This is a genomic window from Caenimonas sedimenti (assembly GCF_007833165.1).
In the GTDB taxonomy this organism is placed as follows: domain Bacteria; phylum Pseudomonadota; class Gammaproteobacteria; order Burkholderiales; family Burkholderiaceae_C; genus Ramlibacter; species Ramlibacter sedimenti.
Genome location: NZ_VOBQ01000024.1, coordinates 18,495 through 44,593 on the forward strand (window position 1 = coordinate 18,495; position 26,099 = coordinate 44,593).

Annotated in this window: 24 protein-coding genes; 3 read left to right on the plus strand and 21 right to left on the minus strand. The window is 69.2% G+C overall.

What is annotated here, in order from left to right; all coding sequences use genetic code 11:
* The first annotated feature begins 20 nt into the window (after window positions 1–20).
* Window positions 21–3,221: a response regulator gene (locus tag FN976_RS25850; protein WP_145896400.1), complete on the plus strand. Its 3,201-nt coding sequence runs from the start codon at window positions 21–23 to the stop codon at window positions 3,219–3,221.
* Here the strand turns inward: FN976_RS25850 and FN976_RS25855 are convergent.
* Complete coding sequence (locus FN976_RS25855; protein WP_145896402.1) at window positions 3,218–4,426, minus strand: PLP-dependent transferase; 1,209 nt, start codon at window positions 4,424–4,426, stop codon at window positions 3,218–3,220. The two genes, FN976_RS25850 and FN976_RS25855, sit on opposite strands and share 4 nt — an antisense overlap.
* A gap of 37 nt (window positions 4,427–4,463) precedes the next feature.
* Here FN976_RS25855 and FN976_RS25860 point away from each other — a divergent pair, with 37 nt between their 5' ends.
* Complete coding sequence (locus FN976_RS25860; RefSeq protein ID WP_222432887.1) at window positions 4,464–5,306, plus strand: helix-turn-helix domain-containing protein; 843 nt, start codon at window positions 4,464–4,466, stop codon at window positions 5,304–5,306.
* 32 nt (window positions 5,307–5,338) lie between these two features.
* A complete protein-coding gene (locus FN976_RS25865; RefSeq protein ID WP_145896404.1) occupies window positions 5,339–5,782 on the plus strand; it encodes a VOC family protein in 444 nt (147 codons plus the stop codon).
* A gap of 10 nt (window positions 5,783–5,792) precedes the next feature.
* Here FN976_RS25865 and FN976_RS25870 read toward each other — a convergent pair whose 3' ends face one another.
* The 20 genes from FN976_RS25870 to FN976_RS25965 form a co-directional block, all read right to left on the minus strand.
* Entirely contained in the window at window positions 5,793–6,317 is a 525-nt protein-coding gene (locus tag FN976_RS25870; protein WP_145896406.1) for a phosphoribosyltransferase, read from the minus strand.
* A 19-nt stretch (window positions 6,318–6,336) separates the two neighbouring features.
* A complete protein-coding gene (locus tag FN976_RS25875; RefSeq protein ID WP_145896408.1) occupies window positions 6,337–7,665 on the minus strand; it encodes an adenylosuccinate synthase in 1,329 nt (442 codons plus the stop codon).
* Window positions 7,666–7,696: 31 nt separating this feature from the next.
* Window positions 7,697–8,860 (minus strand): ATP phosphoribosyltransferase regulatory subunit, encoded by a 1,164-nt coding sequence (locus FN976_RS25880; RefSeq protein ID WP_145896410.1) that lies wholly within the window; start codon window positions 8,858–8,860, stop codon window positions 7,697–7,699.
* A gap of 424 nt (window positions 8,861–9,284) precedes the next feature.
* On the minus strand, window positions 9,285–9,473 hold the full coding sequence (locus tag FN976_RS25885) for a DUF2065 domain-containing protein (protein ID WP_145896412.1): 189 nt from the start codon (window positions 9,471–9,473) through the stop codon (window positions 9,285–9,287).
* A 10-nt stretch (window positions 9,474–9,483) separates the two neighbouring features.
* Window positions 9,484–10,407: a protease modulator HflC gene (gene hflC, locus FN976_RS25890; RefSeq protein WP_145896414.1), complete on the minus strand. Its 924-nt coding sequence runs from the start codon at window positions 10,405–10,407 to the stop codon at window positions 9,484–9,486.
* 15 nt (window positions 10,408–10,422) lie between these two features.
* Window positions 10,423–11,754, minus strand: a complete 1,332-nt coding sequence (gene hflK / locus FN976_RS25895; RefSeq protein ID WP_145896416.1) for an FtsH protease activity modulator HflK — start codon at window positions 11,752–11,754, stop codon at window positions 10,423–10,425.
* A 47-nt stretch (window positions 11,755–11,801) separates the two neighbouring features.
* The gene (gene hflX / locus FN976_RS25900) at window positions 11,802–12,962 is read right to left on the minus strand and encodes a GTPase HflX (protein ID WP_145896418.1); all 1,161 of its coding nucleotides are present in this window, start codon (window positions 12,960–12,962) and stop codon (window positions 11,802–11,804) included.
* A gap of 1 nt (window position 12,963) precedes the next feature.
* Window positions 12,964–13,212, minus strand: a complete 249-nt coding sequence (gene hfq / locus FN976_RS25905; RefSeq protein WP_432417892.1) for an RNA chaperone Hfq — start codon at window positions 13,210–13,212, stop codon at window positions 12,964–12,966.
* Window positions 13,213–13,349: 137 nt separating this feature from the next.
* Window positions 13,350–14,687, minus strand: coding sequence for a ribosome biogenesis GTPase Der (gene der, locus FN976_RS25910; protein ID WP_145896422.1), 1,338 nt, complete (start codon window positions 14,685–14,687; stop codon window positions 13,350–13,352).
* A gap of 15 nt (window positions 14,688–14,702) precedes the next feature.
* Window positions 14,703–15,869 carry an outer membrane protein assembly factor BamB gene (gene bamB / locus FN976_RS25915; RefSeq protein WP_145896425.1) on the minus strand — a complete coding sequence of 389 codons (1,167 nt, stop codon included), beginning with the start codon at window positions 15,867–15,869 and terminating at the stop codon, window positions 14,703–14,705.
* Complete coding sequence (locus tag FN976_RS25920) at window positions 15,866–16,564, minus strand: YfgM family protein (RefSeq protein ID WP_145896427.1); 699 nt, start codon at window positions 16,562–16,564, stop codon at window positions 15,866–15,868. The genes bamB and FN976_RS25920 overlap by 4 nt, the downstream gene beginning before the upstream one ends.
* 13 nt (window positions 16,565–16,577) lie before the next feature.
* The gene (gene hisS, locus FN976_RS25925) at window positions 16,578–17,906 is read right to left on the minus strand and encodes a histidine--tRNA ligase (RefSeq protein ID WP_145896429.1); all 1,329 of its coding nucleotides are present in this window, start codon (window positions 17,904–17,906) and stop codon (window positions 16,578–16,580) included.
* 12 nt (window positions 17,907–17,918) lie between these two features.
* On the minus strand, window positions 17,919–19,199 hold the full coding sequence (ispG, locus tag FN976_RS25930) for a flavodoxin-dependent (E)-4-hydroxy-3-methylbut-2-enyl-diphosphate synthase (RefSeq protein ID WP_145896550.1): 1,281 nt from the start codon (window positions 19,197–19,199) through the stop codon (window positions 17,919–17,921).
* A gap of 10 nt (window positions 19,200–19,209) precedes the next feature.
* On the minus strand, window positions 19,210–20,235 hold the full coding sequence (locus FN976_RS25935; protein WP_145896431.1) for a helix-turn-helix domain-containing protein: 1,026 nt from the start codon (window positions 20,233–20,235) through the stop codon (window positions 19,210–19,212).
* Window positions 20,228–21,055: a type IV pilus biogenesis/stability protein PilW gene (gene pilW, locus FN976_RS25940; RefSeq protein WP_255440852.1), complete on the minus strand. Its 828-nt coding sequence runs from the start codon at window positions 21,053–21,055 to the stop codon at window positions 20,228–20,230. Before pilW ends, FN976_RS25935 begins: the two co-directional genes overlap by 8 nt.
* Window positions 21,052–22,209, minus strand: a complete 1,158-nt coding sequence (gene rlmN / locus FN976_RS25945; protein ID WP_145896433.1) for a dual-specificity RNA methyltransferase RlmN — start codon at window positions 22,207–22,209, stop codon at window positions 21,052–21,054. The genes pilW and rlmN overlap by 4 nt, the downstream gene beginning before the upstream one ends.
* Window positions 22,210–22,219: 10 nt before the next feature.
* Window positions 22,220–22,645: a nucleoside-diphosphate kinase gene (gene ndk, locus FN976_RS25950; RefSeq protein WP_145896435.1), complete on the minus strand. Its 426-nt coding sequence runs from the start codon at window positions 22,643–22,645 to the stop codon at window positions 22,220–22,222.
* 104 nt (window positions 22,646–22,749) lie between these two features.
* On the minus strand, window positions 22,750–24,243 hold the full coding sequence (locus FN976_RS25955) for a pseudouridine synthase (protein WP_186511197.1): 1,494 nt from the start codon (window positions 24,241–24,243) through the stop codon (window positions 22,750–22,752).
* A 1-nt stretch (window position 24,244) separates the two neighbouring features.
* Complete coding sequence (gene scpB, locus FN976_RS25960) at window positions 24,245–24,946, minus strand: SMC-Scp complex subunit ScpB (RefSeq protein WP_145896437.1); 702 nt, start codon at window positions 24,944–24,946, stop codon at window positions 24,245–24,247.
* A 108-nt stretch (window positions 24,947–25,054) separates the two neighbouring features.
* Window positions 25,055–26,071 (minus strand): RluA family pseudouridine synthase, encoded by a 1,017-nt coding sequence (locus FN976_RS25965; protein ID WP_145896439.1) that lies wholly within the window; start codon window positions 26,069–26,071, stop codon window positions 25,055–25,057.
* Window positions 26,072–26,099: the final 28 nt, after the last annotated feature.

Sequence of the window (26,099 nt, forward strand, 5' to 3'; positions counted from 1 at the left end):
GCAGCAGGGTGCGCGGACCGATGACGGAGCACCTGACCATTCTTCCAGCCATCCGGCGCGCCTGGGCGCGCTGGCGCGCCTGCGTCCTCCTTGTGGCGGGGATGGCGGCGGTGGCGTCTGCTGCGGCGGACGGGAGCCCCACAGCGCGCCAGGGCGTGCTGGCCTTGCCGGCCGCGCCCGCCGGCGTGCTGGAACTGGGCGGCGAATGGGGCTTCACCTGGCAGCGCTTCGTGGACCCGGGCTGGACCAGCCAGCCGGCCACCGCCTTCGGGAAGGTCCCCGGCAGCTGGAACGAGCTGACCGCCGGCGGCAAGCCGCCCGGCACGGACGGCTGGGGCAGCTACACCCTGCAGGTCGATTGCCCGGCCGGCCAGCAATATGCGCTGGCCGTGGCAGGCCAGCGCACCGCCGCCCGCGTCTTCGTCAATGGCACGCTGGTCGCCAGCCAGGGCGAGCCCGGCACTTCACCGGAAACCACCCGTCCCGCGGTCCACAACCGCGTGCCGCTGTCGCAGCAGTTCGCCTGCCCGCTGCGCATCACGGTGCACCTGGCCGACTTCAGCCATCGCGCAGGCGGCTTCGTGCGTGCACTTCCGCTGGGCACGCCGGATCAGCTGGCGGCGCTGCGCGAGCAGCGGCTGGTGCAGGACTCGGTGCTGCTGGGCGCCTACCTGCTGGCCAGCATCGTCACCGTCATCTTCTTCGTGGCGCGGCGCAAGGACCCTTCCGCGCTCCTGTTCGGCCTGTTCCTCATCGCGATGGGCGTGTATTCGGACCTGACCGGCGAACGCGTGCTGCTGCGGCTGTTCGGGACCGAGGTACCGTGGGAGGCCTTCTTGCGGGTGGAGTACCTCTCGTGGTTCGCTGCGATGGCCTTGTTCGGCCTGCTGGTGCGCAGCCTGTTCCCGCGCGACATCCATCGCATGGCACTGCGCGTGCTGCTGGCGTTGACGGCCCTCGGTGCGCTGGTGGTCATCGCCCTGCCGGCCGCCCTCTATTCGCACCTGTCGCTCGCCGGGCAACTCGTGTCCGTGGCGCTCGCCATCTACGTCACCTGGGCGATGGCGGTGGCGGCGCGGCGTGGCCAGGCGGGCGCATCGGTGCTGCTGGTCGGCATGGCCGTGGTGGTGGTGGCGATCCTGCTGGACATGGTGTTTTACGCCGAGGGGCCGTCGCGGCGACTCACGCCGATCGGGATCATGGTGTTCGTGTTGTCGCCCTCGGTGGTGCTGGCGCGGCGCCTGGCGCGGGCGCTCAACGTCGAAGAGCTGCGCGCCCTCGAGCAGCGCGTGCGCGGCGACCTGCTGGTGCGCAGCACCAAGGCCGGCATCTACGACTGGGACGTCACCACCGGCCAGGTCGTCTATTCGGAGCGGTTGAAGGAGATGCTGGGGTTTCCGGCCGATGCGGACACCGCCGGCTGGCCGGTGTTCCACGAGTTCATCCACCCCGAGGACCGCGCTGCGGTGCGGGCCAGCTTCGTCGAGGAGCTGCGCAACTGCAAGGTCGCGAGCGGGGAGATGCGGCATGAGCCCAGGGAGGAGTTCCGGCTGCTGCGCCGTGACGGCAGCCACATCTGGGTGAAGCCGGAAGCGATCAGCCTCACCGGCAGCGATTGCCGCACGCTGCGCTACATCTGCTCGTTCATCGACATCACCGACCGCCGCGCGATGGAGGAAGGGCTGAAGGCTTCGCGTGACCAGGTCCTCTCGCAAGCGACGCAGCTGCAGCGCCAGAACGCCGCGCTGGAAGACAACGCGCGCCTGCGCGAGGAGGTCGAGCGCATGTCGCGCCACGACCTGAAGACACCGCTGAACAGCATCATCGGCGTCACCCGCCTGCTGCGCGACGACCCCCGCATGCCGGCCGACCACCTGGAGCTGCTCGGCGTGACCGAGCGGGCCGGCTACCGCATGCTGGAGATGGTGAACCTGTCGCTCGGGCTGTTCAAGATGGAAACCGGCGCCTACGACTTCCGGCCGCAGGCGGTGAACCTGGCCGAGGTGGTCGACCGGGTGCTGGTCGACATGCAGAGCCATGCCGAGGCCAACCGGGTGAGCGTCCGGCTGGCGCGCGCGGGGCACGCGCCGGTGTATGCGCGGGCCGAAGAGCTGCTGTGCTATTCGATCGTGGCCAACCTGCTGAAGAACGCGGTGGAAGCGACGCCACCCGGGGGCGCTGTGACCCTCTCGCTGGAGGCCGGCGACCCGGCCCAGCTGCGCATCCACAACCCGGGCAGCGTACCGGCGGCGGTGGCGGAACGCTTCTTCGACAAGTACGTCACGGCGGGCAAGAGCGGGGGCACCGGGCTGGGAACGTACTCGGCGCGCCTGATGGCGCGCGTGCAGGAGGGCGACCTGACGATGGCGTCCAGCGAGATCGCCGGCACCACGCTGACCCTGGCGCTGAAGGCGCTGACGGCCGACGCCCTGCCCGCGCCGTTGCCGGCCGGCGCCATCCCGGGTCTGCCGCAGACGCTCGCGGCCGCGGACTTCCAGCCGCGCCGCATCCTGGTGGTGGACGACGACGAATACAACCGCCTGATCCTGCGGCGCTACCTGCCGAGCCCGCCATTCACGGTGGACACCGCCGTCAATGGCCAGGCCGCGATCGAGGCGGTCGCGCGTGACCGGCCCGACATCCTCCTGATCGACATGGAGATGCCGGTGATGGGCGGCGTCGAGGCGGTCGCCTGGGTGCGGCGGCGCGAAGCGCTGGAGCAGCGCAGCCCCTGCATCATCATCGTGCTCTCGTCCAACGACGACGCCGCGTCCATCCGCCGCTGCCTCGACGCCGGGGCCAACCGCTTCATCACCAAACCGGTGACGCGCGAGGCATTGCTGGAAGCCTTGCGGGAACTCGACCCGGGGATCGCGTTGGCGCCGGTGGCACAGGCACAGCCGCCCAGCCGCATCGACACGCTGCCCGCGCCCGGCGACGTCGTGCAGGTCGACAGCGAGCTGGCGGACCGGATCCCGGAGTTCCTGGAGTCACGCCGGCAGCTGGTCGAGGCCATGGAGCAGGCGCTGGCCTCCGGCGACCGGGAACAGTTGCGCGGGCTGGCTCACCGTGCGGGCGGGGGCCTGGCGCTGTACGGATTTCAGTGGGCGGCCTGGCAGAGCCGGCAGATCGAAACCGGTGCCGAGAATGGCGACCCCCATGAGCTGGGGCAGCACGTCGAGCGCCTGCGCGATCACCTGCGGACCGTGCAGGTGCGTTAACTTTGCAGGGCCGCCAGCGCCTGCTCGAGGTCGCCACGCAAGTCCTGCACCGCCTCCAGCCCCACCGAGAACCGCACCAGCGTGCCCTGGTGCTTCCAGCTGCCCAGGCGCGTGCTGCGCATGCTGGGCACGTCGTAGGGCACGGCCAGGCTCACCGGCCCGCCCCAGGAATAGCCCAGCTTGAAGAGTTTCAGCGCATCGCAGAACGCGTCGACTTGCGCCGGGCTGAAGCGCTCGTCGAAGACCACCGAGAACAGGCCCGCCGCCGCGTCCCGTGGCCCGCACAGCGCCTCCCAGTGCGCGTGACCGGGCGCGCCTTCGATGGCGGGGTGCAGGACCTGGGTGATTTCCGGGCGCTTGCGCAACCAGCGGGCAAGCTCGCGCGCCGCGAGGTCATGCGCGCGATAGCGCAGCGGCAGGCTGGGCAGCGAGCGCAGCACGGCTTCGGCATCGTTGCCGCCCACGCCCCAGCCCATGCGCATGTGCGTGAGTTTCAGCCGCTGGTGCAACGCTTCGTCGGTCGTGACCACGCTGCCCATGAGCACGTCGCCACCGCCGCTGGGGTATTTGGTGAGCGCATGGACGGAGATGTCCACGGCCAGCGGTTCGCCCGCGCCCGGCGCGAGGTCGAACGCGTTGAACGCGAGTCCTGCGCCCCAGGTGTTGTCCAGCGCGCTGGTCACGCCCTTGCGGCGGCAGATGCGCGCCAGCTCGGGCAAGTCGGGGAATTCCATGGTGACCGAGCCCGGCGCCTCCAGCCAGACCAGCCGGGTCTGCGGGGCTATGCGGGCTTCCAGGTCGGCCGGGTTCATCGCGTCGTAGAGCTGGTGGGTGATGCCCCACTGGCGCAACTCGCCGTCGGCCAGCGCCTTATTGGGCCCGTACGCGTTGTCGGGGATCAGTACCTCGTCACCCGTCTTCAGCAGCGCCATCGCGACGTTGGCAATGGCCGCCAGGCCGCTGGGCAGCAGGATGCATTGCCGTCCGCCCTCCAGCGTGGCGATGCGCTCTTCCAGCATGAAGGTCGTCGGCGTGCCGTGGAGGCCGTAGGTGTAGCCCTTCTTTTGCTTCCAGTCGCGCGCGCGCATGGCCGCCACGTTGGCGAAGATGACGGTGGAAGCCTTGAAGACGCCCGGCTGCGGCGCGTCGAAACCGGCGGGCGGCTGGTAGGGGTGGTGGATGAGGTCGGTGACCGGCTTGCGCATGCGGCCATGTTAGCCGGGCCGGTGCTACATTGCCGCGATGATGCTTTCGCGCCCTCCGCTGCCCGCGTTGCGCCCGTTCGTGCGGCTGGTCTGGGCGGATGTCGCGGAGCCCGCCATGCGGCAGCAGCCCTGGCGCGAACACGTCTTGCCGACCGGCTGCATGCACCTCGCGCTGCGCTGGGGCGGCCCGCCGCTGCGCCTGTTCGGCGACGCCGCGGACGCCACCGGCACGACGCTGGGCCATGCGGTCGTGGGCGGCGCGCGCAACACGTTCTACGTCAAGGAAGCTGGCGTCGCCGGATGGTCGGTGGGCGCGCAGCTCGAACCCGGTGCCGCCAGCGCCCTGTTTCGCGACAGCGCCGAAGCGCTCGCGGGGCGGCACACGCCACTGGCCGACCTGTGCGGCCGCGATGCAGACATCCTGCTGGAGCGCATGCAGGCGCAACCTGACCCGGCGAGCTGTCTTGAGTTGCTGGAAACGTGGCTGCTCGCCCGCCTGCCCCGCGTGCGAGGCATCCATCCAGGCGTTGCCGCGTCGCTGGCCGTGCTGCACCAGGGTGCGCGGGTGGAAGAGGCCGTACGCGCGAGCGGTCTCAGCCACCGTCACCTGGTCGCGAAGTTCCGCGAGGCCACCGGGCTCGCGCCCAAGCAACACGCGCGCATCCTGCGGCTGCAGGCGGCACTGGCCCGATTGGGCGCACCGGGCGCGCCGGCAGCGGAGGTCGCCCTGGACGCGGGCTATGCGGACCAGGCGCACTTCAGCCGTGACTTCCGCGCCTTCGTCGGCATGACGCCCACGGACTGGCTGCGCGCTGCGCCGGCCCAGCCGAACCACGTCCGGGTCAGATTCGTTCAAGACGCGGTGGTGGACCGCCCCTAGAGTCGCCCATCCCACCACCGAAGGACTGAACCATGACCGTCAAGGAACTGTTCCCCTACCTCCACGTCCGTGACGCCGCCGCCGCGATCCGCTTCTACGTCGAGGCGTTCGGCGCTCGCGAGCTGTTCCGGCTCACCGAACCCAGCGGCAGGCTGGGCCATGGCGAGCTCGATTTCAACGGCGCCACGCTGATGATCAGCGACGAATACCCCGAGATGAACATCCGGGGGCCGCAAGCCGGTGGTCCGACCGCCGTGTCGCTGCACATCCACGTGGAAGACGCCGACGCGGTGATCGCGAAAGCCGTCGAACTCGGTGCCACGCTGGAGATGGCGCCGCAGGACCAGTTCTATGGGGAACGTTCCGGCGTGGTGCGCGACCCGTTCGGCCACCGCTGGAACGTCGGGCACTCGATCGAGGAGGTCACGCCGGAGGAGATGCAGCGCCGCTACGACGCGCTGATGAAGGGCAGCTGAGCCTGGCGGCTCAGATCTTCCATTTTTCGAGGAGCTTCTCCGGGCGCATGTTGTCGTAGCCCTCGAAAGGCTGGTGGATCCACGGGTTCGTCGGCAGGAACTCCACCTGGTAGTCCGGTGTGAAAGTGGACAGGCCCTTGGTCCAGATGACGGCGCTGCGCATCTCGGTGATGGCCTTGTACTTGGTGCGCAGCAGGTCGAGCACCTGGTGCAGCGTGTGGCCGGAATCCGCCAGGTCGTCCACCAGCAGCACGCGCCCCGCGATCTCGCCCTGCGGGGTCGTGATGTAGTGGGCGATGTCGAGGTGCCCCTGCACCGTGCCGGCCTCGGCACGGTAGGAACTCGTGGACATGATGGCCAGCGGCTTGTTGAACACCCTGGACAGGATGTCGCCGGGGCGCATGCCACCGCGCGCCAGGCAAAGGATGGTGTCGAACTCCCAGCCCGACTGGTGCACCTTGATCGCGAGCTTCTCGATCAGGTTGTGGTACTCGTCGTAACTCACATACAGATGCTTGCCGTCTTCGGTCAACATGGCGTGGTCCTCGGGTGCTTCAGGGCAAGTACGGGTGCCGCATCATGATGGTGTGGTCACGATCGGGGCTGGTGGAGATGATATCGACGGGGACCCCCGTCACCTGCTCGATCCGCTGCAGGTACAAACGCGCATTGACGGGCAGCTTGTCGAACTGGGTCACGCCGACGGTCGATTCGGTCCACCCGGGCAGCGTCTCGTAGACCGGCTTGCAGCGGGAGATTTCGTCGGCGCCGAGCGGCAGGATGTCGGTGTGCTCGCCGTCCAGCTCGTAGCCGGTGCACAACATCAGCTCCTTGATGCCATCCAGGACGTCCAGCTTGGTGATGCACAAACCCGACAGGCCGTTGACCTGGGCGCTGCGTTTCAGCAACGCCGCGTCGAACCAGCCGCAACGGCGCGAGCGGCCGGTGGTCACGCCCTTCTCCGCGCCCACGGTTGACAGGTGGTAGCCCACCGTGCCGGGCGTTTCCCAGTCCAGTTCGGTCGGGAACGGGCCACCGCCCACGCGCGTGCAGTACGCCTTGGTGATGCCGAGGATGTAGTGCAGCATGCCCGGGCCCACGCCCGCGCCCGCGGCGGCGTTGCCGGCCACGCAATTGCTGGAGGTCACGTACGGATACGTGCCGTGGTCAACGTCCAGCAGCGTGCCCTGCGCGCCTTCGAACAGCAGATTGTCGCCGTGGATGTGCGCCTCGTTCAGCTCGCGCGACACGTCGGCCATCATGGGGCGCAGCCACTGCGCGTGGTGCATCGCCTCGTCCAGCACCTGCTGGAAGTCCAGCGCGGGCGCATGCAGGTAGTTGGTCAGCACGAAGTTGTGCAGTTCCAGCACCACCTTCAGTTTCTCGGCGAAGCGGCCGGGGTGCTTCAGGTCCTGCACGCGCAGCGCGCGGCGGGCGATCTTGTCCTCGTAGGCCGGGCCGATGCCACGGCCGGTGGTGCCGATCTTTTCGGTACCGCCCTTCTCGCGCGCCGTTTCGCGCGCGATGTCCAGCGCCGCGTGGAACGGCAGGATCAGCGGGCAGGCCTCGCTGATGCGCAGGCGCGAGCGCACCTCCACGCCCGCCTTTTCCAGCCCTTCGATTTCTTCCAGCAGCTTGGGCGCGGACAGCACCACGCCGTTGCCGATGTAGCACTTCACGCCCGGCCGCATGATGCCGCTGGGGATGAGGTGCAGCGCCGTCTTCACGCCGTTGATCACCAGCGTGTGGCCGGCGTTGTGGCCGCCCTGGAACCGCACGACGCCCTGCGCCATCTCGGTCAGCCAGTCGACCAGCTTGCCCTTGCCTTCGTCACCCCACTGGGTGCCGACCACGACCACGTTGCGGCCCTTCGTCTTCGTCATGACAGATCGCTCTTTGAGAAATTGGGGGAGATCAGAGGGTGCGCACGGCCCAGCGGCCGGCGCCGTCGCGGGCGAGTTCGCGGTCGCAGTGGAACTCGTCCACTTCGCTTTCGTGGCCCGGCAGGATGCAGACAACCGTCTCGCCGTCGCGCCGCAAGGTGGCGATGGCGTCGCGCAACGCGGCGACCTCGGGGCCGCTGTCGAGCCAGGGCGCGCGGATCGCGGCCTTCAGCGACCTCTTGGCCACGACGCCCACGAGTTCCTTCACGTCGAGGCTGAAACCGACGGCGGGCCGGTTGCGCCCGAAGACCGCGCCGACCTCGTCGTAGCGGCCGCCGCGCACCAGCGCGTCGCTCGCGCCCGGGGTGTAGATGCCGAAGCGGATCCCGCTGTAGTACGCGTAGCCGCGCAGGTCGGCCAGGTCGAAACGGACCAGTGCGCCTTCGACATGGCCGGCCAGCCAGCGCAGGTTGGCCAGCGCTTCGCGGATCACGGCGTTGTCGGGAAGAACGCCGGCCGCTTCGTCCAGCACCTTGTTGTCGCCGTACAAGCGGATCAGCGCCTGCAGGCCACGGCGGGCCGCTTCCGGGAAATCCTTGGTCAGGCTCGCCAGCTCGGTCGCATCCTTCGCGGCCAGCGCCGCATGCACCTGCACCATGCGCGGCCGGTCGGCCTGCACGCCCGCCAGGACCGAACGCACGATGCGGGCATCGGCCATGTCCACGGTGAGCGGGCCAACTTTGGTGGCCTTCAGGCAGTCCAGTGCGAGCGACAGCGCCTCGAGGTCGGCCTCCATGCCGGCGTGACCGTAGATCTCGGCGCCGAACTGCAGCGGCTCGCGCGTGGCATGCGGCTTGTCCGGGCGGGTATGGAGGACGGAGCCGCAATAGCAGAGGCGCGTCACGCCCCGGCGATTCAACAGGTGCGCGTCGATCCGGGCCACCTGGGGCGTGGTGTCGGCCCGCAGGCCCATCATGCGGCCGGAAAGCTGGTCGACCAGCTTGAAGGTCTGCAGGTCGAGCGCCTCGCCGGTGCCGGTGAGCAGCGACTCCAGGTGCTCCAGCATGGGCGGCATCACCAGCTCGTAGCCATAGCCACGGGCCGTGTCCAGCAATTCGCGGCGCAGTTCTTCGATGTGCCGGGCCTCGGAAGGCAACACATCGGCGATGTGATCCGGCAGGACCCAGGCGGACATGGGAAAAAGGCAGGCTGTTAAAAACGTGATTCTACCGGGGCGCTGACTTCCTCCCTCTCCCCCTGGGAGAGGGTTGGGGTGAGGGCTGCCGCCGCGTGCTTCCACCTCGCGGCAACGCCGCGCGTGGCCGGGCTGTGGCGCGTATCAGGGCCCAGGGCGCCTGCGACGGCCGGTCTTGCGGCCCAGCGCGGCTACGAGAGTGGCCCGCAGGGCCGCGGATCGAGCCGTGCGTACGTGATCATGCTCGCCGCCGCTGTTTGAGCGAAGCGCCCGTAGGGCGCGCAGCGAGTTCGACGGCGGGGCCGCAAGACCGGACGGCGCAGGGAATTCGGTAGGGCCGCGCGCGGCCCGACGAACGCCGTGCCAGCGCGCCACAGCCCGCCCGCGTGCGGCTTTGCCCGCGAGGTCCACGCAAGCAGGGACCCTAAAGCAAGAAGAAAAGCAGCACCACCCCGATCAAGATGCTGGTCAGCCCAAAAAACCGCAACTGCCCATCCTTCAACACCAGCAGCTTCTGGAACGTCTGCCGCCACCCGCGCGGTGCGAGAAAAGGAAAGATCCCCTCGAACACCAGCATCAGGGCCAGGGCGGCCCAGAAAACATCGCTGGACACAACGGGGAGACTAGCGTCGCGGGCCCGCCGGGGCAGCGGGCGCGGCACCACCACCGGGGGCGCCACCACGGAAGGCTCGGAAGAACTCCGAGCCCGACGGGTCGACCACCAGCACGTCGCTCTTCTTGTTGAAGCTCAGCTTGTAGGCCTCGAGGCTGCGATAGAACTGCGCGAACTGCGGATCGCGGCCGAAGGCCTCGGCATAGAGCGCCGCGGCCTGCGCGTCGCCTTCGCCCTTGACCTTCTGGGCGTCGCGGTAAGCGTCGGCCAAGGCCACTTCGCGCTGGCGGTCGGCGTCGGCGCGGATCTTCTCGCCCTCGGCGGCGCCGGTCGAACGCAGCTCGTTGGCGACGCGCTTGCGCTCAGCCTCCATACGGCGGTAGACCGATTCGGTGATGGCTTCGACGTAGTCGGCACGCGTGATGCGCACGTCCACCACGTCCACGCCCCAGGGCTTGGCGCCCTTCACGGCTTCGAGCACTTCGCGCTTGACGTCGGCGACGACTTCCTCGCGCTTCACCGAAAGCAGTTCGCGCACCGTGCGCCGGTTCACTTCTTCCTGGAAGGCGTTGCGCACCACGCGATTGAGCTGGTTGGCACCGGCGGCCTCATCGAGGCCGACGTTGCGGATGTACTGCGACGGGTCGCTGATGCGCCAGCGCACGTACCAGTCGATCACCACGCGCTGCTTCTCGGCGGTGAGCATCGGCTCGGTGTCCACGCTGTCCAGCGTGAGCAGGCGCTTGTCGATGTAGGTGACGTTCTGGAACGGTGGCGGCAGCTTGAAATTGAGCCCCGGCTCGGTGATGACGTCCTTGATCTGCCCGAGCGAATAGACCACGCCGAACTGGCGCTGGTCGACGACGAACAACATGGAGCTGAGCAGCGCGAGCGCCACCAGCAGCGAGGAGACGATGAATCCGATTCTGTTCATGTGCGTGTCCCGGGGTCAGCGCGTTTCGCGTTCGCGGCTGCGCGAGTTGTCGCGCGTGCGGGGGTCCGCGGCGGCGGCGGGCGGCGGGGTCACGGCGGCGGCCGGCGCGACGGGTTCAGCCGCCACACCACCCTGCGCCACCTGCTGCATGATCTTGTCGAGCGGCAGGAAGAGCATGTTCTGCCCCTGGCGCGATTCGACCATGATCTTGGTCACGCTGCTGTAGACACCCTGCATGGTGTCCAGGTACATGCGGTCGCGCGTCACCTGGGGCGCGCGCTGGTATTCGGTCAGCACGGACTTGAAGCGCTGCGCGTCACCCTGCGCCTGCGACACGATGCGCGACTTGTAGCCTTCGGCTTCCTGCTGAAGCCGCGAGGCGGCGCCGCGGGCCCGCGGGATCACGTCGTTGGCGTAGGCCTGGGCTTCGTTCTTGGCGCGCTCGCGCTCCTGGCCGGCCTTCAGCACGTCGTCGAAAGCGGCCTGCACCTGCTCGGGCGGCCGGACGCCACCCTGCTGCAGGTTGATGCCCACGACTTCCACGCCGACCTTGTAGCGGTCCAGGATGACCTGCATCAGCGCGCGCACGCGCGGCCCGATCTGGTCGCGCTCTTCGGCGAGCGCCGTGTCCATGCGCATCTTGCCGATGACTTCGCGCACGGCGGTCTCGGCCGCCTGCACCACGGCTTCCTGCGGGTTCTTGCTCTCGAACAGCCAGGCCCGCGCATCGCTCAGGCGGTATTGCACGGCGAACTTGATCTCGACGATGTTCTCGTCTTCCGTCAGCATGGCCGACTCTTTCAGGCCGGTGGTGCGGATGACGGAGTCGCGGCCGACGTCGACCGAGCGGATCTGCGTGACGTACACCACCTCGTGGCGCTCGATCGGGTAAGGAAGCCGCCAGTTGAAGCCGGCGCCGACGGTGGCGTTGTAGCGGCCGAAGCGGGTGATGACGGCCTGCTGGCCTTCCTGCACGATGAAGATGCCGGTGCCCATCCAGATCACCACGACCACGATGGCAATGAGTCCGGCGCCCACGCCCGCGCTCTTCATGTCGGGCTGGAAATTGCCGCCGCCACCGCCGCCGAACCCGCCGCCACCCTCGCGCCGGCGCCCGCCGAACAGGCCACCCAGCTTGCGGTTGAAGTCGCGCCACAGCTCGTCGAGGTCCGGCGGGCCCTGATTGGGACCCTGGCCACGGTTGTTCCCGCCTTCGGGCTTGTTGCCCTCGGGGGGCTTCTTGTCGTCGCCGCCGCCCCGGCCCCAACGGTCGTCGTTCAGGTTGAACATGCCGCGGATGCGTTGCGCGAGCCGGGGGAAGCCCAGGCCGCGGAATGGAAGGTTCATGCGCTCTCGTCTCGTGTCTTGAAGGTCAGCAGCCGCATTGTGCCCAATCAGGCCACGGGCTCGGGAAAGGCGATCTGGGATTCCTGCGGCGCCGGCATGGCAACGATCCGCGCCAGCTCGCCTCGCAGCTCGGGCAGGCCGGCGCCGGTGCGGCTGCTGGCGAACACCCGGGGAACCTGGACGCCCTCGATCTCGAAGGTGTCCACCGTGCGCTGCGGGAGCTGTTCCGGCAGCAGCATGTCCGTCTTGTTGAAGACCAGCAGCTGCGGGACATCGCCGGCACCGATCTCGTGCAGGACCCGCTGCACTTCTTCCAGCTGCTCCGGGTGGTGCGGATTGGCGGCGTCCACCACGTGGATCAACAGGTCGGCATCAGCCGCTTCCTGCAAGGTGGCCTGGAACGCATCGATCAAGCCGTGCGGCAGGTCGCGGATGAAGCCCACGGTGTCGGACAACGAGACGGAGCGGCTGGCCTCGGCCAGGTACAGCTGGCGGGTGGTGGTGTCCAGCGTGGCGAACAACTGATCGGCCGCATAGGCGCGCGCCTTGACCAGCGCGTTGAACAGCGTGGACTTGCCGGCGTTGGTGTAGCCGACCAGGGAGATGTTGAAGGTTTCGCGGCGCTCGCGCTGGCGGCGCTGGGTCTGGCGCTGCTTCTTCACCTTGACCAGGCGCTCGCGGGTGCGCTTGATCGAGTCGTCGATCATGCGGCGGTCGAGTTCGATCTGCTTCTCGCCCGGGCCGCCACGCACACCCGCTCCGCCGGTCTGGCGTTCCAGGTGGGACCAGCGGCGGACCAGCCGGGTGCTGAGGTAACGCAGGCGTGCCAGCTCGACCTGGAGCTTGCCTTCGTGGCTGCGGGCCCGCTGGGCGAAGATTTCCAGGATGAGCAGCGTGCGGTCGTTGACCGGCAGGCCCGTGTGCCTTTCCAGGTTGCGCTGCTGCGCGGGGCTGAGCGACTGGTCGAACAGGATCTCGCTGGCGCCCGTTTCCTCGGCCAGCGCCTTGATCTCATCGGCCTTGCCGCTGCCCACGAACAGGGCGGCGTCAGGCGCCTTGCGCTTGCAGGTCATGCGCGCCACGGGCTCGAGCCCGGCGGTCTGCGCCAGCAGGCCCAGTTCCTCCAGCTCGGCGTCGAAATGCGGCAAGCCCAGGTCCACCCCCACGAGGATCGTGGCGGCCACCGGGCGGTCGGCGGGCGCTGTCAATTCAGCTCGGGGTGCCCTCGCCAGCCTCGGCGGGCGAGAAATTCACCGCGCGCCCGGGAACGATGGTGGAAATCGCGTGCTTGTAGACCATCTGGGTCACGGTGTTGCGCAGCAGCACGACGTACTGGTCGAACGACTCGATCTGACCCTGCAGCTTGATGCCGTTCACGAGGTAGATCGACACCGGCACATGCTCCCGACGCAGGGTGTTCAGGAAGGGGTCTTGTAGTAATTGCCCTTTGTTGCTCACGATATTCTCCGTGTTCGAGCGTTGTTGGAAGTTGCACATTACCACAGCAACGGGGCGATGCGGGGGCGTGCGGAGGGCTCGAACAGCCCATCTGCCGCTATTTCGGCCGAATTCAAGCCCGAGGCGCCGCAGCCCGGCTATTCCTGGTCCGCGTAAGGGTTCTTGGAACTCTTCATCTCGATGCGCAACGGCGTCCCGACCAGGTTGAATTCCTTGCGGAACCGCCCTTCCAGGAAGCGCTTGTACGCGTCCGTCACGTGCTCGAGCGAGTTGCCGTGCACCACGATGATGGGCGGGTTCATGCCACCCTGGTGGGCGTAGCGCAGCTTGGGCCGGAACATGCCCGAGCGCTTGGGGGCCTGGAACTGCACCGCCTCGAGCACCAGGCGGGTGAGAACCGGCGTGGTCATCTTGACCATGGCCGAGCGGTGCGCCTGGATGATGGAAGCCCAGACCGGCCCCAGGCCCTGGCGCTTCACGGCCGAGATGAAATGCAGGTCGGCGAACTTCAGGAAGGCCAGGCGCGTCTCGATCTGCCGGCGCAGCTGCTCGCGCTGGTAGTCGTCCGTCGCGTCCCACTTGTTGACGGCGAGCACCACCGCCCGGCCGCTTTCCAGGATGTAGCCGGCGATGTGGGCGTCCTGGTCGGTCACGCCCTGGGTGGCGTCCAGCAGCAGCAGGACCACATGGGCCGTCTCGATGGCCTGCAACGTCTTCACCACCGAGAACTTCTCGATGGCCTCGAACACCTTGCCCTTGCGCCGGATGCCCGCCGTGTCGATCAGCTCGAACTTCTGGCCATTGCGCTCGAACGGCACCGAGATGGTGTCGCGCGTGGTGCCCGGCAGGTCGAACGCGACCAGCCGCTCCTCGCCCAGCCAGGCGTTGATCAGGGTGGACTTGCCGACGTTCGGCCGGCCGGCCACCGCCAGCTTGACGATGCCGGTCTGCTGCTGCTCCGCCGCGTCGTCTTCCTCGGGCAGGTTCAGCGGGTCGAACGCCTCGTCCACCAGGCTGCGGATGCCCTGGCCGTGCGCCGCCGAGACCGGGTGGACTTCGCCCAGGCCAAGCTCGTAGAACTCGCCCAGCTGGGCGCCTTCCGTCATGCCTTCGGCCTTGTTGGCCGCCAGCACGGTCGGCTTGCCCAGGCGCCGCAGGTAGTTGGCGATGTCGTGGTCCTGCGCCGAAACGCCGGCGCGGGCATCGAGCACGAAGACGACGACGTCGGCCTCGGCGACGGCCTGGCGCGTCTGCTTGGCCATCTCCTTGTAGATGCCGCTCTCGGCGTCGGGCTCGAAGCCGCCGGTGTCGATGACGATGAATTCGTAGCGGCCGTGCTTCGCGTTGCCGTAGTGCCGGTCACGCGTGAGGCCGGCGTAGTCGGCGACGATGGCGTCGCGCGACTTGGTCAACCGGTTGAACAGGGTCGACTTGCCGACGTTGGGTCGCCCGACGAGGGCCATCACTGGCTTCATGGGGCGGAGGACCGGTTATTCCGGCACGAAGCCGTAGACGGTGCCGTTGCGCGTGACCACGACCAGCGTGTTGCCCGCCACCAGCGGCGCGGCCACGATGGGTGAACCGTCCGTGCTCAGGCGGTTCAGCAGCGAGCCGTCTTCGCGCGAGAGAAAGTGCACGAAGCCCATGCTGTCGCCCACCACCACCGACCGGCCCAGGGCCAGCGGAGCCGTCAGGCCGCGGTGCAGCAGGCGCTCGTTCGTCCAGGCGCGCTGGCCCGTGTCGCGCTTCCAGGCGACGACCTTGCCGTCGGCCTCGGTGCCGAACACGTTCGCTTCGTCGCCGTGGACACCCTCGAAACCGTTGGCGCGCTGCGTCCAGGCAACGGTGCCACGCGCCGCATCGACGCAGCCCACGGCCGTCTGGAACGCGCGCGCGCAGATGTTGGTGCCTACGCGGCTGACCCGGCCCACCAGGTCGGTGAGGCGTTCCACGTCATTGATCCCGCGTGCGGTGGCGATCGGCGCCTCCCAGCGGATGCTGCCGTTCGCGGGGTTGAGGCCCGCCAGCCGGCCGCCCTGCCCCACCACCAGCGTGTCGCCGACGGCGAGGATCACGCCCGACTGGCTCAGCACCAGTGGCTCGCCCGGGCGGCTCTGCGTCCACAGCTTGTGGCCGTTGCGGCCGTCGAAAGCGGTCACCGAACGGTCGGCCGCCAGCACGAAGACGCGGCCCCCGGCCACGAACGGCGGGGTGTACGCGAGCGCAGGCATGCGCTGCCGCCAGGTTTCCTTGCCGTCGGCGAAGGCCACCACGTCGTTGGCACGGGTGATGACGGCTGCGGTGGTGCCGTCGCTGCCCACCCCGGCGGCAAGCGGCGCGCCGGCGTTGGCACGCCACAGTTCGCGCCCGCTCGCGCTGTCGAGGGCGACCAGGGAACCGGCGCCGCTGGCGAGCGTGAGCGTGGTGCCGTTCACGGCCGGCCCGAGCGCGTAGCTCACTTCGCCGATGCGGGCCACCCAGGCCTGGCGCACGCCGAGCAGGCCCGGATTGGCCTGCAGTTCCGCCGGCTTCGGCTTTTCGACCGTCGAGCCGAAGAACGGCAGGCTGGCGGGCAGCACGGAGCAGCCCGCCAGCAGGGCCATCGCCAGGGCACCGAGGCCGGGGCGCGCCAGTGCGGCCAGACGCGAGGTGATCATGACTTTGCGCTCCCGGAGGCCGCGGCGGCGGCCGGCGCGGGCGGCTTGAGCGCCTGCACGTCGACGCCCAGGGCGGTGAGCTTCACCTCCACCAGCATGCGGTAGTCAGTCTGCTCGTCCAGCCCCTGCCAGGCCTTGGTGTATTCCGCCTTGGCCTCGGTTTTCTTGCCCTGCAGGTTGTACACATCGCCCCGGCGGTCGGCGGCCAACGCCTCGAACTCCTTCGGGAAGGCGCCCGCGAGCTGCTTGTGCGCTTCATCGTAGTTCTTGCTTTCGACCCACAGCGAAGCCAGGCGCAGGCGCGCGAGGGCCTTGTAGCCTTGGTCGGACGCATCCGCCGCAACCCACTGCAGCGCGGCCTTGGCCGGCTCCAGCTGGCCCTTTTCGGCCAGCGTCTTGGCCGCCATCAGGGCCGCCTGCTCGGCGTAGACGGTGCCGCCGAACTTGTCCTTGATGTCCTTGAAGGCGCGTTCCACGCGCACGGCATCGCCCGCGCCAGCCGCACGGTCCACTTCGTCATACAGCACGGAGGCCTGGGCGGCCTGGTTGCGTTGCCAGAACTGCCAGCCGTTCCACGCCGCGAACGAGCCGAGTGCGGCGATCAGGAACCAGGTGATGGCGTTGCCCCACTTGTTCCAGAAGTGCTTCAGCTCGTCGAGCTGTTCCTGTTCTTCGAGGTCGAGATGTCGTGCCATGGATTCAATCTGTTCAGGACCGCGATTGTAGGAGGGTGGGCGCCCAGGCGGCCGGAGTGGCCAGCGGACGTTCGACCTGGGAGCCGCCCCCTTCGCGCAACGCCTTGACGGTGACGTGGCCCCGGGCGAGTTCGTCGGGGCCGAAGATGAGTGCGTGGCGGGCGCCACTGGCGTCCGCCTTCTTGAACTGCGCCTTCATGCCGGCCAGGCCTTCAGCGCCCGCCGCATGCTGCTGCACGCGGACGCCGGCCGCCCGCAGAGCCTCGAGCGCTGTCATCACCAGCGGCAGCGCCGTGCCGGGCGGAACGATGGCGTAAGCATCGGGCGCGCTGTCCGGCACCGGCAGCGCGAGTTCCTGCATCAGGAGCAGCAGGCGTTCGATGCCGAGCCCGAAGCCGATGGCCGGGGCCGGCTTGCCGCCCAGCTGGGCCATCAGGCCGTCGTAGCGGCCGCCGCCGCAGACCGTGCCCTGCGAGCCGAGCTGGTCGGTCACCCACTCGAAGACGGTGAGGTTGTAGTAGTCCATGCCGCGCACCAAGCGCGGATTGACGCGGTAGGCCAGGCCGACGGCATCGAGTGTCGCGCGCACCGCGTCGAAATGCGCGAGCGACTCCGGCCCGAGGAAATCCATCAGTTGCGGCGCGGACTCCACCACCGGCTGCATCGCGGCATTCTTGCTGTCCAGGATGCGCAGCGGATTGCTGTGCAGGCGGCGCTGCGCGTCGGCGTCCAGCACGTCCGCGTGCTGCTCGAAGTGCCGCACCAGCGCGTCACGGTGCGCCTTGCGTTCCCCCGGCTGGCCGAGGCTGTTGATCTCCAGGCGCACGTGCTGGCCTTCGACCAGGCCGAGCTCCTTCCACAAGGCACGCGCGACCAGGATCATCTCGGCGTCGACATCGGGTCCCGCGAGGCCCAATGCCTCCACGTCGAGCTGGTGGAACTGCCGGTAGCGGCCCTTCTGCGGGCGCTCGTGGCGGAACATGGGCCCGACCGTCCACAGGCGCAGGGGCCCGTTGTAGAGGGCGTTGTGCTCGATCATGGCGCGCACGATGCCGGCAGTGGCCTCGGGACGCAGGGTGAGCTTGTCGCCGTTCATCGCGTCGGTGAAGGAATACATCTCCTTCTCGACGATGTCGGTCACCTCGCCCAGGCCCCGCACGAACAGCGCCGTGGGCTCGACGATGGGCGTCAGCAGGTACTGGTAGCCATAGCGCGCCAGCACCGTCCGCACCACCGATTCGAACCACTGCCACAGCGCGGAATCCGGCAGTTTCTCGGTGCGCGGCACCGACGCCGGCAGGATGTCGTTCATGCCTTTGACGGCACTCAATTTCTCGGCCATGGTGTCCGCGGATCAGGCCGCTTCGGCGGCCGCTGGTTGGGTGCCGAAGCGCTTCTCGACGTAGGTTTCGACGAGCTGGTGGAACTCGCTGACAATGTTGTCGCCGCGCAGCGTGAGGGCCTTCTGCCCGTCGATGAACACCGGCGCGGCCGGAGCCTCGCCCGTGCCCGGCAGGCTGATGCCGATGTCGGCGTGCTTGCTCTCGCCGGGCCCGTTGACGATGCAGCCCATCACGGCCACCTTCATCTTCTCGACGCCCGGGTACTTGTCACGCCAGACCGGCATTTGCGCCCGCAGGTAGTCGTCGATCTGCTTGGCGAGTTCCTGGAACGTGGTGCTGGTGGTGCGGCCGCAACCGGGGCAAGCCGTGACGCTGGGCACGAAGCTGCGCAGGCCCAGCGACTGCAGGATCTCGGAGGCGATCACGACCTCCTGCGTGCGCGATTCGCCCGGCTGGGGCGTGAGCGAGACGCGGATGGTGTCGCCGATGCCTTCCTGCAGCAGGATCCCGAGGACGACCGACGAGGCGACCGTGCCCTTGGTCCCCATGCCGGCTTCCGTCAGGCCCAGGTGCAGCGGGTTGTCGCAGCGCTTCGCCAGTTCACGGTAGACCGCGATCAGGTCCTGCACGCCGCTCACCTTGCAGCTCAGGATGACCTGCTCCTGGCGCATGCCCTCTTCCTGCGCGAAGCGGGCGGATTCGAGCGCCGAGGTGATCAGCGCTTCGTACATCACCGATTTCGCGTCCCAGGGCTGCGCGCGCAGCGCGTTCTCGTCCATCAACTGGGCGAGCAGCTCCTGGTCGAGGCTGCCCCAGTTGACGCCGATGCGAACGGGCTTGTTCCAGCGCAGCGCCGCCTCGATCATCTGGCCGAATTGCCGGTCGCGCTTGTCACCCTTGCCGACGTTGCCGGGGTTGATGCGGTACTTGGACAACGCCTCGGCGCAAGCCGGGTAGTCCTGCAGCAGGCGGTGGCCGTTGTAGTGGAAATCGCCGATGAGCGGCACGTCGATGCCCATGCGATCGAGCTGCTCGCGGATGTAGGGCACCTGCGCCGCCGCCTCAGGCGTGTTCACGGTGATGCGCACCAGCTCGGAGCCCGCGATCGCGAGTTCCTTCACCTGGATCGCAGTGCCGATGGCGTCCTGCGTATCGGTGTTGGTCATCGACTGCACGCGCACCGGCGCGTCGCCGCCCACGGTGACCACGCGCGAACCCCAGGCCACCTGGGCCTGGCGGGTACGCCGCGTGGCGGGCGCGGCGGGGGCGATCGGGAGGCAAGGCGTGGACATCATCACTGCTTCATTTCACTTCGAATCGGGCGACGTTGTCGCGCGAGACGGGGCCTAGGTTGAAGGGCTTGCCCCGGACTTCGACTTCGGTCGCTTCCGCGCTGCCGACGGTCACGGTGAGCGGCAGCGGTCCGGTGGCGCCGGCCGTTTCGCCCGGCTCCATCAGTTTGCGCAACACCTGGTTGCCACGCGCGTCCGTGACCTGGATCCAGGAGGAGGCCCGGGTCCGGAAAACGACGATGCCGGAAGCCTTCGCGGCGGAGGCCGCGGCGGTGGCGGGCGCGGCGGCCGGCAGGGTCGCTGCAGCTGCAGCAGGAGCAGCAGGAGCAGCAGGAGCAGCAGCGGCGGGAGCTGGCGCAGCCGAGGCCGGGCGCGCCGCAACGACGGCCGGGGCTGGTGCCGCCACGGCGGCCGCCGACGCGGCCTTGGCCACAGGTGCGGCCGCCAAAGCGCTGGCGGCGGGCTTGGGCAGCACGGCCGGCGCCGCCACAGCAGCGGGCTTGGCCGCCGGCTCCGCGACACGCGGCTCGGCCGGCGCGGCCGTGACCGTCGCCGGCGTGCCCGGAGGCATGACGGGTTCCCCCCTGGAGGCGCCGGCAGGGTCCGCTTCGCGCTGGGCGACCGGCAGCAGGACCACGGCGACGGCAGCCAGCAACAGGGCGCCGACGGTGAGGACCACGGGCTTGCCGAGATGCTCGCGCAGGCCGGACTTGGGCCCCTCCCCTGAGGACCGGAAGGGCGTGTTGATCCCGTCCTGGCTGTGGGCCAGGCGCGGCTTCGACGTCTGCGGCAAGCGCTCCAGGATGGGTTGCGGATCGATCTTGAGCGTGCGGCAGACGCTGGACGCCAGCGCCCGCACGAACACCGCATCGGGCAGGAGGTCGTGCCGGTCTTCCTCGAGGGCCTCGAGCTTGCGGACCGGGACCTTCAGCGAGACGGCGAGCGACGCCACGTGCAGGCCGGCCGCTTCGCGGGCACGGCGCAGCATGCTGCCGGCGGTTTCCCCTCCAGGGACCGCTTCGTCCGCCTCACTCATCGAACGCCCTCCGGTCGAAGGCGCTCCGTTCGCGGGATTGGGGGTACCGCTTCTTCAACTGGTCACCCAGCTGCTCCATCGCCACCGGGTCGTTCATGCGCTGTTCGACCTTGATGCCCAGCCAAAGGGTCTCGGCGTTGGCCAGGTCGGTGTTGTTCAGCCGGCGGATCAGGAACTGCGCGCGGGTGTAGTCGCCCCGCTGGTAGAGCAGCGTCGCGAGGTTGTAGCCGGTGATCGGATTGCCCGCGTCCAGCTCGTAGGAACGGGCCAGCGAACGCTCGGCTTCGGCGCGCTGGCCGGCCCGGGCCTGGCACAGGCCCATCGCCATCAGGGTCTTGGCGCGACCCCCGTAGATCGGGTTGGCGAGCGCGGCCTCGAACGACCGGGTGGACTCGGGGAACCGTCCCAGGGTGCACTGCAGCCAGCCGTAGTTGTGGTGCGCGTTCGAGTCGCGTGAATTCAGCGCCAGCGCGCGGCGGAAGCTCTCCTCGGCGCTGCGCGTGTCGTTCAGGCGCATGTAGATCATGCCGCGCAGGTTGTAGGCATCGGCGAACGCCGGGTCGATCGCGATGGTCTGCTTGATTTCGTCGAGGGCGATTTCGGCCTTGCCCTCCTCGAAGTAGCCGGACGCGAGTTCCATCCGGATGCGGGCGCGCCGGCGGTTCTCCGGTTCGTCGGAAGGCGTCACCACGTCGACCTGGGCCTGCTGCTCCGCCTGCGGCGTGGCGCAGCCGGCAAGCGCCAGCCACACGGCGCCGGCCAGCAGCAACCAACGGCCCCTGGGCGCCCCGCGCCCCGCTCCCGCCATCGCGATTGTCATGATCCTCTTGTCTCCTTGGCCGTCGCGTCGTGCGCGACTGGTTTCAGCATCACCGTGCGCTGTTGCGCGATGCGATTGCCCACGCGCGTCCGGTCTTTGACGTCCCCCGCGAGCTGTCCGCAGGCGGCGTCGATGTCGTCCCCCCGCGTCTTGCGCACGGTGGTGACGATACCAGCATCACTCAGGATTTTCGCGAAAGCCTGCACGCGCTGTTGCGGGGAACGCAGCAGGCCGGAGGCGGGGAAAGGATTGAAAGGGATCAGGTTCAACTTGCAGGAGACCCCCCGCCCGCCGTGGCGCTGCACCAGTTCGATCAGCTGGCGGGCGTGCTCCGGCTGGTCGTTCACCCCATCGAGCATGCAGTATTCGAAGGTGATGAAGTCGCGCGGCGCGTGGGCGAGGTAGCGGTTGCAGGCGTCCAGCAGCTCCGCCAGCGGGTACTTCCTGTTCAGCGGCACGAGCTTGTCGCGCAATTCGTCGTTCGGCGCGTGGAGCGACACAGCCAGGGCGACCGGGCAGTCGTCGCCCAGGCGGTCCATCATGGGCACGACACCGGAGGTGGAGACCGTGACCCGCCGACGCGACAGGCCGTACCCATGGTCGTCGAGCATCACGCGCAGCGCCGGCACCAGCGCGCCGTAGTTCTGCAGCGGCTCGCCCATGCCCATCATCACCACGTTGGAGATGACGCGCTCGCCGCCTTTGCCCAGGTGGGCGCGCAGGAAGTGCTCGGCGAACCAGAGCTGCGCGACGATCTCACCGGTGGTGAGGTTGCGCGAAAAGCCCTGGTGGCCCGTCGAGCAGAAGCGGCAGCCCACGGCGCAGCCGGCCTGGGAGGACACGCAAAGCGTCCCCCGGTCGTCCTCGGGAATGAACACGGCCTCGACGGCGTCGCCATTGCCGACATCGAACAGCCACTTGATGGTGCCGTCGGCGGACTCGTGCCGGGAAATGACCGGCAGGCCCTCGATCCGGGCGTGCCCCTGCAGCTTGTCGCGCAGCGACTTCGCCAGGTCACTCATCTGGCTGAAGTCGCGCGCGCCCTTCTGGTGGATCCAGCGGAACAGCTGGGTGGCGCGGAAGCGCTTTTCGCCAAGCGTCGCGCAGAAAGCGGCCAGACCCTCGAGGTCGTAATCGAGCAGGTTGGCCGTCATCGCATGTGCTTCAGCGCGGGTAGACGTTCATGCCGGCGAAGAAGAAGCCCACTTCGACCTTGGCGGTCTCGGCGGCGTCGGAGCCATGCACGGCGTTGGCATCGATGCTGTCGGCGAAGTCGGCGCGGATGGTGCCGGCTGCCGCCTTCTTCGGGTCGGTCGCGCCCATCAGGTCGCGGTTCTTCAGGATGGCGCCTTCGCCTTCCAGCACCTGGATCATCACCGGGCCGGAGATCATGAACTCGACGAGGTCCTTGAAGAACGGGCGCTCCTTGTGCACGGCGTAGAACTGCTCGGCCTCCTGGCGCGACAGGTGCGCCATGCGGGCGGCGATCACTTTCAGGCCGGCGGCTTCGAAGCGCGCGTAGATCTGGCCGATCACGTTCTTCGCCACGGCGTCGGGCTTGATGATGGAGAGGGTGCGTTCGATGGCCATTTGCTTTTTTCCTGAGCTGATGATTAGGGTTTTGCCGGAGGCGAAAAGTTCGGCAAAGCCTCGAATTCTAACTGGGCGGTGTGATGGATGTCCGGTCGGCCGCTCTAGCGACCGCCCCGGCCGCCGCCGGCGCCACCGCCACCGCCGCCCCCACCACCCCCGCCCCGGCGTGGGCCGCCACGGCCGCCGCCACCACCTCCATAGCCTCCACCGAAGCCACCGCCACCGCCCTGGCCGCCTCCGGGGCCGGGGCCGCGCCGCTGGCGGTTGAAGCTGTCCGCACCGATGTAGCCCAGCGAGGTCTTCATGGGGTCGGGCTGGTTGCCACCGCCGGGCGGGCCGGCCCCGCGGTCGGGCTTGTTGCGCCTCTGCTGCCCCTGCCCCTGGCCTTGCGCCGGGCCGCCGGCGCGGTTGCCGAACGGCCCGCCCTGCGGCCGCGGTCCGTCGCCGCGGGGCGGGCCGTTGCGCCGCCGCTTGTTGTTGCCGCGCCCGCCGTCGCCGTCGCGGCCATCGCGCCCATCCCGGCGGTCGCGGTCATCGCGGCCTTCGCGCGGGGCGAAGTCGGAAGCACCGGCCGCCGAGGTGAGCGAGCGGATGTCGCGCTCGTCCAGTTCCATCCAGATGCCACGTTTCAGGCCGCGCGGCAGCACCATCGCGCCGTAGCGGATGCGGATGAGGCGGCTGACGGCATGGCCCACGGTTTCGAACAGGCGCCGCACCTCGCGGTTGCGCCCTTCGCTGATCGTCACGCGGTACCAGACGTTGGAGCCGTCGCCGCCGCCGTCCTCGATGGAACCGAACTGCGCCCGGCCGTCGTCGAGTTCGACCCCGTCCAGCAGCTTCTGCTTTTCCTCGTTGCTGAGCGCGCCCAGGACACGCACCGCGTACTCGCGCTCCAGGCCGAAGCGCGGATGCATCAGCTTGTTGGCCAGTTCGCCGGAATTCGTGAACAGCAGCAGGCCTTCGGTGTTCAGGTCGAGCCGGCCGACCGACTGCCACTTGCCCTGCTGCAGCTTGGGCAGCTTGCGGAACACCGTGGGCCGGTTCTGCGGATCGTCGTGGGTGACGACCTCGCCCACCGGCTTGTGATACGCGATCACCCGGGCCGGCGGCGGGGCGATGCGCACGCGGATCGGCTTGCCGTTGATCTTGATCTGGTCGCCGAACTGGATGCGCTGGCCGATGTGGGCGGGCTCGTTGTTGACGGAGATGCGCCCTTCCATGATGAGCTGTTCCATCTCCAGCCTGGAGCCCAGGCCCGCCTGGGCCAGCACCTTGTGCAGCTTGGGGGTTTCCGGCTGCGGCAGCAGCACGCGCTTGAGCGGCGCGGCTTCGGGCGTCTCTTCCTCCGCATCGAAACGGCCGGTGACGACGTCGACGAAACGATCGGCGGGCTCCAGCGGAGCGGACGGCCCCGGGCTGCCGCCATCTGGCGGCGCCACGCCGTCCTCCAAGCCGTCTCCATCGTCGTCGCCCTCGGCCCGAAGGCCGTCCGGCGCCTCGTCCCCACGCTCCTCCGCGGCCAGCCGCCCGGCCGCCTCGCGTTCGTCTTCGGGCAAGGCATCGTGGGTGGCGGCGCTGGCAGTAGGGTCGTTCATGCTAGGTCTCGACGGCGCGAGCCGCGTCGTAATCGTCGCTGGCATCCGCGGAAGGCGGGGCCGGGGCATCTTGGGCGGGTTCCGCCGGACCGGCTTCGGGGCCGGCGTCCGGCCCGGCCGGGGTTTCCATCGCCAGCGCGGACTGGGCTTCCAGCTGCTCGCCGAAGCCGGCCAGTACGCCTTCGGGCTGGCCGCGGCTGCCCAGTTCCGGCAGCTGGTCGAGCGAAGCCAGGCCGAGGTCGTCCAGGAACTGGCGGGTGGTGGCGTAGAGCGCCGGCCGCCCGGCGGCCTCGCGGTGGCCGATCACCTCGACCCAGCCGCGGTCTTCCAGCTGCTTCAGGATCTGGCTGTTGATCGTCACGCCGCGGATGTCTTCCATGTCGCCACGCGTCACGGGTTGCTTGTACGCGATGATCGCCAGGGTTTCCATCGCGGCGCGGCTGTAACGGGGCGGCTTCTCCGGATGCAGGCGATCCAGGTATTCCCGCATCTCGGGCCGGCTCTGGAAGCGCCAGCCGGTGGCCACGCACACCAGTTCCACGCCACGCTGCGTCCATTCCTGCTGGAGTTGCTCCAGCAGGTCCTTGATGGTGTCGGCGCCGAGCTCGTCGTTGAACAGCACGCGCAATTCACGCACCGGCAGCGGCTGCTGCGCGCAGATCAGCGCGGTTTCGAGGACGCGCCGGGCATCCGCCGTATTCATGGTTCTGTCGGTGTCCGGAAAATGGCGCCTGGGGCGCGCTGCTTTTCGGGGGCCGCGCGAGCCCTGCGACGGGCTGCGCACCGGATGCCTCCGCGGTTGCGCGCCTTCTCAGGCGGCCGCCGGGGGCTGGCTCGTGAGCCATTCGGGTTCATTGTAACGCAGGCCCCACGCCAGCATCGCATCGCGCAGATCGGCGGGAGGGGGTGAACGCAGGCTGAGCGGTTCGCCCGTCACAGGGTGGGGGAAGGCGAGGTGGAACGCATGCAGCGCCTGGCGTGGCAGCCCCGCGCCGGCATTGCCGCCGTAGAGGCTGTCACCCAGCAAAGGGTGGCCGATGTGCGCCATGTGCACCCGGATCTGGTGGGTGCGGCCGGTCTCCAGCGTCGCGCGGACCAGGCAACCGGCTTCGGCCTGCTGCAGCAGGGTGAATTGCGTCGCCGCCGGCTTGCCGGGATGGCGGGCCGGATCGACCACGGCCATGCGCAGCCGGTTGCGCGGGTCGCGGCCGATGGGCGCTTCGACCCGCCGCTGGTCACCGCCCTGCCAGGGCCGGTGCGCCAGGGCGATGTATTGGCGCGTGACGTCGCGCGCAGCGATCATCGCGACCAGTCGGTCCATCGCGCTGCGCGTGCGTGCCACCACCATCAGGCCGCTGGTGTCCTTGTCCAGCCGGTGGACGATGCCGGCGCGCGGCAGGCCCGCCGCCTGACGGTCGCGCCCGAGCAGGCCGTTCAACAGTGTCCCGCTCCAGTGGCCGGCGGCCGGATGCACCACCAGGCCGGCGGGCTTGTCGATGACCAGCAGGTGCTCGTCCTCGAACACCACGTCGAGCGCGATGTCCTCCGCCTGGAACGCCTGGCTTTGCGGCGTCGGCCGCAATTCGACCTCGCCGGTGTCGCCGGCGCGCACCTTGGCCGAGGGCTTGCGCGCCTCGCGGCCGAGCAGGCGGACGGCGCCCGCCTCCAGCAGTTGCTGGAGATAGCTGCGCGAGAACTCGGGCACCAGCACGGCGATCGCACGGTCGAGCCGTTCGCCATGCAAAGCCGCCGGAATGGTGAACGCGCGGGTCTCCGCTTCGGGGCCGGGTTCCTCGAGGTCGTTGTCTGGTGGGTCGATCGATATAATGGCCCGGCCCTTTTTGGAGAGTGTCGCG